9 protein-coding genes are annotated in these 12,546 nt (G+C 57.9%); 2 read left to right on the top strand and 7 right to left on the bottom strand.

Annotated features, from left to right (window positions below; all coding sequences use genetic code 11):
* Positions 1-52: 52 nt before the first annotated feature.
* Positions 53-814: an NAD kinase gene (locus tag ACR0KS_RS06365; RefSeq protein WP_170382295.1), complete on the bottom strand. Its 762-nt coding sequence runs from the start codon at positions 812-814 to the stop codon at positions 53-55.
* A gap of 167 nt (positions 815-981) precedes the next feature.
* Here ACR0KS_RS06365 and glyA point away from each other — a divergent pair, with 167 nt between their 5' ends.
* A complete protein-coding gene (gene glyA / locus ACR0KS_RS06360; protein WP_170565382.1) occupies positions 982-2,277 on the top strand; it encodes a serine hydroxymethyltransferase in 1,296 nt (431 codons plus the stop codon).
* 52 nt (positions 2,278-2,329) lie between these two features.
* Here the strand turns inward: glyA and ACR0KS_RS06355 are convergent, their stop codons facing one another.
* Positions 2,330-2,704, bottom strand: coding sequence for a hypothetical protein (locus ACR0KS_RS06355; RefSeq protein ID WP_170565384.1), 375 nt, complete (start codon positions 2,702-2,704; stop codon positions 2,330-2,332).
* Between the two features lie 49 nt (positions 2,705-2,753).
* On the opposite strand from ACR0KS_RS06355, the gene ACR0KS_RS06350 reads away from it, so the two are divergent.
* The gene (locus tag ACR0KS_RS06350; protein ID WP_480693177.1) at positions 2,754-3,554 is read left to right on the top strand and encodes an alpha/beta fold hydrolase; all 801 of its coding nucleotides are present in this window, start codon (positions 2,754-2,756) and stop codon (positions 3,552-3,554) included.
* 27 nt (positions 3,555-3,581) lie between these two features.
* On the opposite strand, the gene ACR0KS_RS06345 is transcribed toward ACR0KS_RS06350, so the two are convergent.
* The 5 genes from ACR0KS_RS06345 to ACR0KS_RS06325 form a co-directional block, all read right to left on the bottom strand.
* The gene (locus tag ACR0KS_RS06345; RefSeq protein WP_170565387.1) at positions 3,582-3,959 is read right to left on the bottom strand and encodes a rhodanese-like domain-containing protein; all 378 of its coding nucleotides are present in this window, start codon (positions 3,957-3,959) and stop codon (positions 3,582-3,584) included.
* 80 nt (positions 3,960-4,039) lie between these two features.
* Positions 4,040-5,392 carry an HlyD family type I secretion periplasmic adaptor subunit gene (locus ACR0KS_RS06340; RefSeq protein WP_170484702.1) on the bottom strand — a complete coding sequence of 451 codons (1,353 nt, stop codon included), beginning with the start codon at positions 5,390-5,392 and terminating at the stop codon, positions 4,040-4,042.
* The gene (locus ACR0KS_RS06335; protein ID WP_170565390.1) at positions 5,389-7,626 is read right to left on the bottom strand and encodes a type I secretion system permease/ATPase; all 2,238 of its coding nucleotides are present in this window, start codon (positions 7,624-7,626) and stop codon (positions 5,389-5,391) included. The genes ACR0KS_RS06340 and ACR0KS_RS06335 overlap by 4 nt, the downstream gene beginning before the upstream one ends.
* 37 nt (positions 7,627-7,663) lie before the next feature.
* Complete coding sequence (locus ACR0KS_RS06330; RefSeq protein WP_170565393.1) at positions 7,664-9,601, bottom strand: type I secretion protein; 1,938 nt, start codon at positions 9,599-9,601, stop codon at positions 7,664-7,666.
* Between the two features lie 141 nt (positions 9,602-9,742).
* On the bottom strand, positions 9,743-12,139 hold the full coding sequence (locus ACR0KS_RS06325; RefSeq protein WP_170565396.1) for a hypothetical protein: 2,397 nt from the start codon (positions 12,137-12,139) through the stop codon (positions 9,743-9,745).
* Between the last annotated feature and the right edge of the window lie 407 nt (positions 12,140-12,546).

Genomic DNA, 12,546 nt, shown 5'->3' with positions numbered 1-12,546 from the left:
AATTCCTGTGAACTGGTTCACATAAGCCAAAAAATTTTCGTTGGCCGCAGGGTTACGTGAACTGTTCGGAAATAAGACGTTCTTCGAGACCATGACCGGGGTCGAACAGAATACGGTGTTGGATGGATGGTTCCGACCTGATCTCAACCCAGTCGATATCGGGAAAAGACACCGAGTCCGCATCCGCCATGACCGGCCGCTTGTCCGCATCCAGCACATCAAACCGGACCTTGGCGATTTTTGGCAGCAACGCTCCACGCCAGCGACGGGGCCGAAATGCCGCAATCGCTGTCAAAGCTAGAACGTCCGATCCGATTGGCAGGATCGGGCCATGCGCCGAATAGTTATAAGCAGTTGATCCCGCAGGCGTGGACAGCAACGCGCCGTCGCAGACCAACTCATCCATGCGAACGCGGCCGTCCACGCTGATCTTCAGCCGCGCGGCCTGAGGACCGGCCCGCAGCAGCGAGACCTCGTTGATCGCCAGCGCCTCGTGCATCTTGCCGGATTGGTCCATTGCACGCATGGCCAACGGGTTGATGACCTCTTCTTCGGCAGCAGCAAGGCGGTCCATCAGGTCGGTTTCGTGAAACTCGTTCATCAAGAAACCGATGGTTCCACGATTCATACCGTAAACCGGCGTGTCGAGATGCTGCATATTGTGCAGCGTGTGCAGCATGAAGCCATCTCCGCCCAGCGCAACGACGACGTCAGCATCGCGCGGCGCGGCGTTTCCATAACGCTTGACCAGCTTGTCACGGGCGGATTGCGCCACTTTCACGTCGCTGGCGAGAAAGGCGATTCTCTGGATCATCTTTTGCGGTTTCCGGTCTTGCACATTTGGTTCCGAAACAAGCATACCTTTCCCCGATAGGCCAGACTTGACGCCGCAGCAGGCCAATTCGTCGCTTTAAGCCTTTTGCCCCTGATCGGTTTCCGATAGGAAATCCGCAAGAATTACCCCCAGCATGTGGAGCCCCCATGAACGCCAATCTTCGTGATACCGGATTTTTCACCCAGTCACTTGCGGACCGCGACCCCGAGCTGTTCGGCTCGATCACGTCAGAGCTGGGCCGTCAACGCGACGAGATCGAGCTGATCGCATCCGAGAACATCGTCTCTGCCGCCGTGATGGAGGCGCAGGGCTCGGTGATGACCAACAAATACGCCGAAGGCTATCCGGGTCGTCGCTACTATGGCGGTTGCCAATTTGTCGACATCGCCGAGAATCTGGCCATTGACCGCGCGAAGCAGCTGTTCGGCTGTGAGTTCGCCAACGTCCAGCCCAACTCGGGGTCGCAGGCCAACCAAGGTGTGTTTCAGGCGCTGATCCAGCCCGGCGACACCATTCTGGGGATGAGCCTGGACGCAGGTGGTCACCTGACACACGGTGCAAAACCCAACCAATCGGGCAAATGGTTCAACGCCGTTCAGTACGGCGTGCGCCAGCAGGACAACATGCTGAACTACGATCAGGTCGAGGCGTTGGCGAAAGAGCACCAGCCAAAGCTGATCATCGCCGGTGGTTCCGCCATTCCGCGTCAGATCGACTTTGCCCGTATGCGTGAGATTGCCGATATGGTCGGCGCTTACCTGCACGTGGACATGGCGCATTTTGCCGGTCTGGTTGCGGCGGGTGAGCACCCCAGCCCCTTCCCGCACGCGCACGTCGCGACCACCACCACGCACAAGACCCTGCGCGGTCCGCGCGGCGGCATGATCCTGACCAATGATGAGGCGATCGCCAAGAAAGTGAACTCGGCCATCTTCCCCGGCATTCAGGGTGGACCGCTGATGCATGTCATCGCTGGCAAAGCCGTTGCGTTCGGAGAGGCCCTGCGCCCCGAGTTCAAGACCTACATCCAGAACGTGGTCAACAACGCGCAGGCTCTGTCGGATCAACTGATCAAGGGCGGTCTGGATACCGTGACCCACGGGACCGACACGCACGTCGTTCTGGTCGACCTGCGGCCAAAAGGTGTGAAGGGCAACGCGACAGAAAAGGCTCTGGGCCGGGCACATATCACCTGTAACAAGAACGGAGTGCCGTTTGACCCGGAAAAGCCGACTATCACCAGCGGTATCCGTCTGGGCTCGCCCGCCGGAACCACCCGCGGCTTTGGCGAGACTGAATTCCGCCAGATCGCGGATTGGATCATCGAAGTGGTCGACGGTCTGGCCGCCAATGGCGAAGACGGAAACGGTGAAGTCGAAGCCAAGGTCAAGGCCGAAGTGGCCGAGCTTTGCGCCCGCTTCCCGATCTACCCGAACCTATAAATCTGTTCAAATTCAGACAGTTAAACGGCGCCCAAAGGGCGCCGTTTTTCTGTCAGATCAGCCCCTGCCACCGCAGAAATACCAACACCAGAACAGTCAAAACCAGCAAGTTGAACGCCAGACTACTCAGCATCCCCAAAAACCAACCCATGCGCCGATCAGCCAGATTGATCCCGCTTAGATGTTTTTGCACTTCTTCCGATGCCTGAGCCAGCTTTGGCGTATCCAGAACCAGCCTGAGCTTGGGGTGGGCGGCCATCTGCTCGGCTCGGGCCAATAGCAACGCTTGTTTGTAGATACCTCGGGGAAGCTGGCGTTTCGCCTTTCTGACCGACTCGGTCAGCGTCTTACCGCGAACACCTAACTTGTCACGCAACAATTGCACGGTCTGCGCGATCTGAGTTTGAATGTCGGGGTTCTTCGGCATAAGGCGGTCTCCTGATGCGGCACTCTATCCCGGCTGCCCAGATGCGACAATGGGGCTGGTCGTTTCAAATCACGGCGGGTATCACACGGTCATGCTGAACACGATTGTACATGGCGAACCCACCGATAACCCACCGCTTCTTATCGCGCATGGGCTTTACGGCTCGGCCCGGAACTGGGGCGTCATCGCCCGGCGTCTGTCCGATGAACGGCAGGTTGTTGCCGTCGACATGCGCAACCACGCGAACAGCCTGTGGACCGAACAGCACGACTATCCCGACATGGCAGATGACCTGGCCCAGGTAATCAGGCAATTCGGTGGACAGGCAGACGTCGTCGGGCACTCGATGGGTGGCAAGGCGGCAATGACCCTGGCCCTGTTGCATGGTGAATTGGTGCGCAAGCTGGTGGTCGCGGATATTGCTCCTGTCACCTACACGCATAGCCAGATCCAATTCATCGAGGCGATGCGCGCGGTCGATCTGTCCAAGGTCGAACGCCGCTCGGACGCGGAACAGCAGTTGGCGGACCAAGGTGTTGAAAAAGCACTGCAGAGTTTCTTCACACAATCCTTGGACATCAAAGGGCAGCGCTGGCTTCTTAATCTGGATGACTTGGCGTCTGAAATGCCAAAGATCATGAGTTTTCCTGATCTGAACGCGTCTTGGACAGGGCAGACCTTGTTCTTGTCAGGCGGCAGTTCGGACTATGTGCTTCCGGAACACCGAGACAGAATTCGCGCGCTGTTTCCAGCCGCGCGCTTTGCCAAAATACCCGGAGCAGGACATTGGCTGCACGCTGAAAAACCCCGCGAATTCGAGGCTGCGGTCAGAACTTTCCTAAACGCTTAGATCGCCCAACAAAGGACGGCTTTGCGCTTAACTTTCAGAGGTTTCGCCCCCGGCATTCACCCAGTCGGCCAAGCCACCAAGGTTATACACCTGATCATAGCCCATGTCCTTTAGCAGCTTTCCCGCAAGGGCTGCGCGTCCGCCTGATGCGCAATACAGTACGATCGGGCGGTCCTTTTTCAGTTCGGGGTCATAAGACTGAAGCGCATCATCGGCGCGAAATTCAAGCATTCCACGCGGAATATGATGTGCCCCGCTTGCGCGACCTGTGTTCTGGACTTCCACCGCGTCACGGACATCAAGCAACAGGCCGCCCTGCTCTAGCAGGTCTTGTGCCTTTAGCCTGTCGATACGTTCGACCACAGCATTTGCGGCTTGCATCATTTCCTTCACGGTTGCGGGCATGGTTAAGTCTCCTGCTGACAATGACAGGATGCTAACATGCAAAAACTGGAAGGTGTAGGTTGATCGCCCTTGGTGGGCGATCAATGTTCCCGGAAAGCGCGCGACATGCTGTCTGTCACCGGTTTTGCAATATAGGCCGCAAAAGTGCGTTCTTCGGTCTGGATCATGATCTCGGCCGGCATCCCCGGCGTGGGAATAAAGCCGCGCACTCTTTCGATTTCTTCCGGCTCAAGCGATATGCGCGCAAGATACACCTCTTGCGGGGAACCAGAGGAATCTTCGACCAGCGCATCGGCGGAAATATAGAAAACCTCACCACTCAACACCGGCGTCGTGCGCTGGTTGAGAGCGACAAGGCGCACCGTGGCATCCTGACCGGTGACGACGCTGTCAATCTCTGTGCGGGGGATTTGCGCCTCGATAATCAGCGGAGCGTCTGCTGGCAGGATTTCCGCGATGGGCTCACCTGTTTCGATCACACCGCCGGGCGTGTGATAGTGCAGGCGAACAACCGTTCCCGTAACCGGAGCCCGCACAACGGCGCGATCCAGAACACTGCGGGCCTGCCGCGCCTTTTCGCGTACACTTTCCAGATCGGCTTCGATCACACCCAATTCATCCAGCGCAGCCTCGCGATAGGCAGATCGCGTGCGGGTGATTTGCTCGTCATATTTCAGCAACATCTGGTTGATCTCGGCCGTTTCTGCCGCCAACCGCGCCTGTTGGCCATCGGCTTCGGCTTGCACCCTGCGGATCGTGTTCAAGTCACCCTTGCGCACCAGCCCCTTTTCAAACAGCGCCTGCTTGGTTTCATATTCTTCCTGAAGAATTTCCGAGCGCCGCTTCATGCTGGCAAGCTGCGCTTCAAAGCCGCTGGACCGAATTTTCAGGGCTTCCATGTTGCGTTCCAAAAGGGCGATGTCGTTCAGCAAAGTTTTGCGGGACACATCAAAACTGATGCGTTGGCCGTCGAGGATCGTCATCACCTCAACATCGTCCGTGGCAGCCAGCAATCCTTGCGAGAATTCAAGCCGGTCGCTTTCGTTGTATTCGGCCTGCAAACGCTCGGTCATGGCCTGCAGGCGGATTTTTCGGATGAACAACTCGCGCTCGTTGGCTTCGGCCGAGGTCTGATCAAGCGTCATCAGCACTTGACCCGCCTTCACGGACTGGCCCTCGATCACCTTGATGTCTTCGATAATGCCCCCTTCTAGGTGCTGCACGATCTTGTTGCGACCCGTCGCGACAAAGCTGCCCTGTGCGATCACCGCAGCAGCCAGAGGCGCGCGGAAAGACCAGACGCCGAACCCGCCGAAACACAGGACCAGCAAGACAAAACCAATCACGATCAGCCGATTGATGGATCGCGGAACCTCGGCATACCAGACGGTTGGATCCTTGGGGTCGTTGTTGATTGCAACAAGATCGTTCATTGTCCATCCCCCTTCTGTCCTGCGATGCCTTGTTGATTGCGCGGTCCGTTCAGTTGTTGCAGAACCTGTTCGCGCTGCCCAAACAGGGCCACGCGGCCATCGGTCAGCAGCATGATCTTGTCGACCGCGTTCAGCAGTGTCGGCTTTTGCGTGATTACGACAACGGTGATCTTGCTTTCCTTGGCCTGGGCAATCGCCCGCGCCAACGCCTGATCCCCGGCGACATCCAGGTTCGAGTTCGGCTCATCCAGAACAACCATCCTTGGGTTGCCGAAAAAGGCCCGCGCTAGGGCGATGCGCTGTTTTTGGCCTCCTGACAATGGCGATCCGTCCGCAGCGACGACGGTCTCATAACCTTGTGGCAGCGTGGCGATCATGTTGTGGACATCTGCAAGAACCGCCGCGTCGTGGATCTGGTCGTCCGTCGCGTCATCGCGCATCCGTCCGATGTTATCCTTGATTGTGCCGGGGAACAGTTGAACATCCTGCGGCAGATAGCCGATGCTTTCGCCAAACTGCCGCGGGTCCCAGTTGCGAATGTCCATCAGGTCCAGCCGCACGCTCCCCGAGGTTGGCAGGATGGACCCGACCAGCGTTTTACCCAAGGTCGTCTTGCCCGCACCGGAATTTCCAATGATGGCCAGGGTCTCACCCGGGCTAAGAGAGAAACTGATCCCGTTCAGAACAACCCGTTTGGTCCCGCCGGGTACGTAAAGCAAGCGCTCGACATCCAGCCGCCCCTCGGGGCGCGGTAAGCGCAGCTTTTCAAACTGCAGCGCCGAATTGGACAGCAGATTGCTGATGCGACCATAAGCGCCGCGGGTCAACAGGAAGCCATTCCACCCCTCGATCGAGCCTTCAATCGGGGCAAAAGCGCGCCCCGCGATGATCGAGGCCGCGATGACCATACCGCCCGTGATCTCACCCTGCAGAGCAAGAAACGCCCCCCACCCCAGAATTGCGATCTGGGTCAGCAAACGCACCGCCCGCGAGATTGCGGCGAAAATGACATTGCGATCCTGCGCACGCACCTGCCACGTCAGCGATTGTGCCGTGTCCCGTCCCCAAATCCGCACGGCCTCGGGGATCATGGCCAGCGCATTGATGATCTGACTGTTGCGCGCCATCGAATCCAGATGCTGGTTTGCCATCGACTGCGCCTTGTTCGCCTCGGCAAACGGCTTGGCGGTCATGCGCTGGTTTATCAGGGCTATCACCATCAACAGCAGAGCCGTCGCGATAACGATCGTGCCCAACTGGGGATGTACGAGGAAAATCATCAGGATGAACAGCGGGGCGAACGGCACATCCAAGAAGGAGATCAGGGTTCCTGACACAAGAAACCCTCTTACCTGCTGCAAATCACCCAATGTCTGATATTCGCGCCCGGTCCCATGCAGCGACGCATGCGCCGCCGCACTCAGGATCGGTGCGCCAAGGCGTGCGTTGACCTCGACCGCCGTGCGCATCAGCATGAACCGACGCACAGCATCAAAGGCCGATTGAAAGATCACCGCCCCGGCGACTATCGCCGTCAGCATGATCAACGTATCCAACGAACGGCTGGTCAACACGCGGTCACTGATCTGGAACAGATAGATCGGGATGGCCAGGATCAGGATATTCGTCGCGCAGGTCAGCACCAGAACGAAAGCCAGGTTCCGCCAGATTGCGCGGAGTGACGTGCGGAGTGTGTTTTTGAAATCCTCGGGCGGGGTACGCTTGTGAAAAGTCTGGGGTGGCCCATTTCCGCCGCCGCCACCTCCGTTTCGGAGCAGCAACGGCTGGTTTGCCTTGGCCTCGATTGTGGTACCTATGGCTTCACCGCCTAGCGAGCGCGACGAGGGGGGTGTTCGTGCGGTCGAGTCTCTGGCGGTCTCAGGATCGGGACCTTTGGCATCGGCCACCCCAGCGCCACGACCCTTCTTACATTCGTCTTGCTTGGGTTGTGGCTGAACGCGCCGGGGGGAAGGTGCGGCGCGCTCTGGAGGTTCCGTTTTCGCGCGATGCCGCACAAAGCAAGCGGCTGTCGCGCTGATGTCGTCCTTTTCAACTGTTTTTGGTCTTGCTTCTTGGGTCTTCTTCAACCGCATCGCTTCGGTCAGACGCAAACCGGCCATCTTTGCCGGTTTGTGTACTGGCCCGTCGTGTGACGGCTTTTCTTGGCCAACCACGCCTTGACCAACCAACGAGTTGGCAAACGGGGTACGGCGCGACGAAAATAAAATCGACATACTCAAACTTTCGGGTCACTCGTAAATAAAAAGGGGCTTATGCTAGCATGCTCTGCATACCATCATCCAAACTGGCCGCCTCGGACGGCGTCAGTTTGTTTTGACCGGGTGCAAGATCGGAATTCCCCGGCCCGTTTGTTTCCTCCATCAGAAAAGCTATGGCTTCGTTGGCGATCTCTTCGGCCAAATCATCGTCGGGTGAGTCGATCAGGCTTGCCTGATGCAGCAGCACATCAGAGTACTCTCCCTCTGCCGCCATGACGACAGAGTCGACGCCGATCTTTGAAACGCTGGCCGCGTTCAGCAGTGCATTCCCACCGCCCAATACAGATGCTTCGGCGCCATTGGCTCCGTTCAGATGAACGTCATCCTGATCCTGCAACAGAGTCACTTGTGTAATCACGTTTGCCTGAACCAGATCACCTTCGATCTTGAGAACACGGAGTTGTTCCATCCCGGCATATTCAGGATCGTTCAGCAAAGCATCTTCAAGCGCTTCGGTATCCATTTCCTGCAGCGGCAGGACATCAGCCAAGTTCTGAGACAACTCGTCGTGCGAGTCTTCGCCCGTCGTGTTCAGCGACACCTGGTTCATGACCAAGTTGTCCTCTACCTCGTCCGGGACACCTCCGGCGACGACGTCGTCGTCCATCAACACAATGGTTTGGTGCACCATGTCCACCGAAACCATGTTTCCACCAACCAGTATCAAATCATAGAAATTGCCAAGCTGAACAATGTTGGTCACGTTGACCATATCGTTGTCTCCCAGCACGTACATGCTGGTCGATGCCGAAATCTCGGTCGAGATGTGGTCTATGTCGGTGGCGTCGATCACCTGCTTGACGAAATTGGTGACAAACAGATCACCGCTTATCCAGCTAATCACGACAAGAGGGTCTTGGCCTGCAGGCGCTACATTGTCCTCAAGCCAGGGCGCTTCGTGGGCTTCCACGCCGATTTGCGACGATTGGTAAACCTTTGTCTCGCCCTGCGCACCCGGCTCACCCTGGTCAACATCAGACACAACAGCAACCTGACTGACGACGGTCAGGTCATAGGACTTGCCACCAACAGCAATGACAGGCGCGTCGACCCAGCCTACGGTAATGGCGACTTGGTTGATCGCAAGGTTGCCGCCCGCGATCACCGTGTGGCCGTCGCCGAATTCGTCATCGTCCGACCTGTCCCATTCGTCAGGAAACAGGTCCGGCTGGTCGCTGCCTTCGTCCTCTGCCGTCTGATGGTGTTCCGGCAGAAGGTCTTTCCACTCCGGCAGTTCCTCTACCCGCTCGCCATTCACGATGAGACCCAAGGCTTCGTCGCCGTGGAATTGATGAACCGTGGCCCCTTCGACCTCGACGACCTTCACCGATTTCATCTGCTCGGCCAACGCCTCCAGCTTTTCAACCGACTGGTAATCCGCCATGTCCATTGACGGCACCGGCATCGCGTGCAGGGACTGGGCCACTTCCAGCATTTCGCGGCCTTGCTCCATCAGGACTTCGGCACTCCGAAAGTCGCCATGCCCAATCGTATCGTTGTCGCTGAGGTTCAGTGTTTGGAAAGTATAGGTTACCGCAGAACCAATCAGGTCGGGCACCAACTCGGGAACGAGGATGACCATCTCGAAGGAGGTTGAGAAAATCTGACCTTCTGGAATAGCGTCATCAGGGCCAGTCGGCGGCTCTAGGAAAATCGCTGGGTCGGATGCCGGAGCCCCGGGAACAATGGGAAGCGAACCCTCATTTGCAGGTGCTTGGAACTTGAAAGGAAGTGCGTCGTATTTTCCGGGATCCAGCTTGAGATCCGCCTTCACTTTGAAGACTTTGCCTTCTTCAAGTTCATCCAATTCCTGTTTGCGCCTTAGCGCTGCAAATTCCTCATACTGGTCACGCAATCTGGCCTGTTCACTGGTAAGCTCAAAGGTTCCGATAAAATGCGCAATCGTTTCACTAATACTGTCTAACGACATAACGTTTTCCTTTCCCCATCCGGCCAATAATTTCCGTTTTGGGATAAGCTGGGCCGAGGCCGCCTAAAGCGGCCTCGACGTTTTCTTTCAGCGGGTCAGGGTCATAATCTCTGGCACCCTGACCCTTGCCGTGTCAGCGAGTTACGCGTCGGTGTCGTCGCTGGAGTAGCTGGAGGTCATCGACCCGCCGACCATTGTCGTATCGACCGAGTTGCCAAGCACGTTGGCACCCATGACGATGGACTGGTTGAAGGCCGACGTATCAACAACGGCTGCGGCCGAAGCGTAGGACTCGCCGGTCACAATTCCGTCTCCGGCATTGTTCGAGCCCCACATTCCAGCGTTTCCGCCAGAACCGCCAGTGCCCGAGTTGGCACCAGATGCGTCGCCGCCGTTCACCATTGCGCCCGAAATCGCGCCGTTGGTGGCAGATCCCATGGCGTCACCGCTGGTTCCGCCGTTACCCGCGCCGGCACCACCGCCGCCGCCGATACCCGACATCGCCGAACCGGTCGCGCTGCCCGCGCCAGTCGAGGTGGCGTCATTGTCGGACATCGCATCGCCGCCGTATCCAGCAATGGCACTTGCCAGACTATCGGCTGTTCCGTCGGTATCAGAGACCGAGAACAGACCGGAATCGCCGCCCGCGCCAGCGGTATTCATGGCATCAGCAGATCCAGCACCGGTTCCGCTGGACATTGCGTCCTGCTGGATCGCGCCGCCGCCACCACCGAAGCCGTCGGCAGTTGACGAACCGCTTCCCGACCCTGTGGCAGAACCGTTGGTGTTGTTGCCGCCACCTGCGCCGCCATCGCCGCTGGTGTTCTGAGGCGTGCTGGCCGTGCCATTCACGTCACCCGGAGATTGCGTGATGTTCGGACCAGTGGTCGCCTGATCACCAACACCCTGAGCACCGGACTGTGCGCCGGCCGTTCCGCCGGTTCCTGTTCCACCGGTGCCGTCACCGCCTGAACCGAAACCACCAGTTCCGTCGCCACCCGAGCCGAACGCGCCATTGCCGTCACCGCCCGAACCGAACGCGCCAGCACCTTCGCCACCCGTTGCAGGGTTGCCGCCGTTGGTATCTCCACCGCCATTACCGGCGCCCGCTTGACCCGCATTTAGGCCAACCAGACCGTTCTGCTGGTTCAGCGCGGCCAGAGCCGCATCAACCTGACCAGAGGTTCCGCCGTTGGCTTCACCGCCAGTGCCTTCGCCACCGGTGGCTTCACCGCCGGTGCCTTCGCCACCGGTGCCTTCTGCACCAGTACCTTCAGCGCCGTTACCCTGTGCGCCATCGCCGTCGCCACCGTCGGCGTCTGCGTCGCTGCCAGCCAAGCTACCAGCAAGGCCAAGCCCGACATTTCCTGCCGCAGCATCATTGGCCTCGGTGTCGCTGCTACCGCCGTTTACCGCGATCGCGCCAGTGTCTGCGTCACCGCTGCCACCGTTGGCACCATTCGCGTCAGAGTCATTGCCAGCCAGCCCGGCACCAAGTGCGTTCGCGTCCGAGTCGTTGCTTCCGCCAGAGGACGAACCGTCATTGTCGGCATTCGACAGACCCAGACCCAGACCCAGACCAATAGAGCCAGCGTTTCCGCCTTCTCCTGCGGTGCTGGTGCCATCCGAATCTGCGCTTCCGTCATTGTCCGCGCTTGAATCGGCGTCGGCTTGGCCACCATCGCCTGCTGTGCTGCTACCGTTTGAGTCAGCACCAGACAGCCCGACACCCAGACCGAAATTGGTGGCGTCTCCGGTCGCGCCGCCGTTTCCGCCGCTGCCGGTACCGTCTGCATCACCGGTGTGGCCGCCAAATGCCAGTGCCGCACCACCATGAGTGTCGCCATCGGCCTGCCCACCATCAGCTGTACCGCCGTCACCAGAGTTGCCTCCGTCTGTGTGCGAACCGATACCTTCATCAGCAGTAGCACTTCCGCCCCGAGCGTTTCCGCTTTGATCAAAGCGTCCGTCGTTGGACAATTCGGCAGTCTCCAGGTAGTCGTCGTCGCTCAGATTAACGAGCTGATTGTTGATCGACGACATGTCATTGCCGGGACCATCCAAGCTGATATCCAGATTCAGATCGTCACCCGGATCATAGTCCAGATCGTTGCCGACAGTGATGACATCACCGAATTCCGAACCGTTCGCATCGATGTCCACGACATCGTCATCACGGGGAATCCACTCACCTCCGCCGAAATCAATATTGACGGAATTGGAGTTGTCGTTGTTACCGTTGACTTGTGCTTGACCTTGGCCCTGTTGCTGACCCTGTCCTTGGTCCTGGCCCTGGCCTTGATCCTGGCCTTGCCCTTGATCCTGGCCCTGGCCGTTTTCAACCAATGTCGCCTGGGCCTGACCTTGATCCTGGCCCTGACCCTGATCGTTATCCACGTCAGTGTCCTGTGCGTTCAAATCCGCATCGATATACGCTTCATCCACGTGAAGATCGGCGTCGATTGGTGCGTGTACGCTACCGACATTTACTTCTTCGATGTCGGTCACACTGTTATGCGTTTGATGACGTCTAGACATATCAAATTCCACTTTTTGAGCGCCCTGACCGTCATTCATCTACAAAACGGTTACTGGCGCGGTTAAATTTTTGATCTGAGCACCCAAACGCGGAACGCGCCTGCGTGCGGTATGGATTGCTGATTTTTCCTCCCACCCTCCTTTCTCGGCCCAGCCGACACAGCACCTGCGATGGAAAATTGTGAAAATGCACGATTCGCAGGCACATCAGGAAAATTGACTTCAAAAATTGAAGCAAACTCATGATCGCAGGAGGAAGGCAGCCTGAATAGCTAGCCGTAAGCACTAGAACGAACAGTCGGCTGTTATTATTGCGATAAATTGCTTGACGGCAGAACAATGGGAAAGTCGGCACAATATGGCCGGATAAAACTGCCAGTTTAGGAAACGCAGTAATTTCCTCTACT

It is taken from the genome of Ruegeria sp. BC7 (assembly GCF_056539165.1).
Note: the sequence above shows the minus strand (reverse complement) of the source record. Positions and strands in the feature narration are given on the sequence as shown.

Coding starts and splice junctions, on each gene's coding strand:
- ACR0KS_RS06365 (WP_170382295.1), bottom strand. CDS start 814: ATGATCCAGAGAATCGCCTTTCTCGCCAGCGACGTGAAAGTGGCGCAA.
- ACR0KS_RS06350 (WP_480693177.1), top strand. CDS start 2,754: ATGGGGCTGGTCGTTTCAAATCACGGCGGGTATCACACGGTCATGCTG.
- ACR0KS_RS06340 (WP_170484702.1), bottom strand. CDS start 5,392: ATGAACGATCTTGTTGCAATCAACAACGACCCCAAGGATCCAACCGTC.
- ACR0KS_RS06335 (WP_170565390.1), bottom strand. CDS start 7,626: ATGTCGATTTTATTTTCGTCGCGCCGTACCCCGTTTGCCAACTCGTTG.
- ACR0KS_RS06355 (WP_170565384.1), bottom strand. CDS start 2,704: ATGCCGAAGAACCCCGACATTCAAACTCAGATCGCGCAGACCGTGCAA.
- glyA (WP_170565382.1), top strand. CDS start 982: ATGAACGCCAATCTTCGTGATACCGGATTTTTCACCCAGTCACTTGCG.
- ACR0KS_RS06345 (WP_170565387.1), bottom strand. CDS start 3,959: ATGCCCGCAACCGTGAAGGAAATGATGCAAGCCGCAAATGCTGTGGTC.
- ACR0KS_RS06325 (WP_170565396.1), bottom strand. CDS start 12,139: ATGTCTAGACGTCATCAAACGCATAACAGTGTGACCGACATCGAAGAA.
- ACR0KS_RS06330 (WP_170565393.1), bottom strand. CDS start 9,601: ATGTCGTTAGACAGTATTAGTGAAACGATTGCGCATTTTATCGGAACC.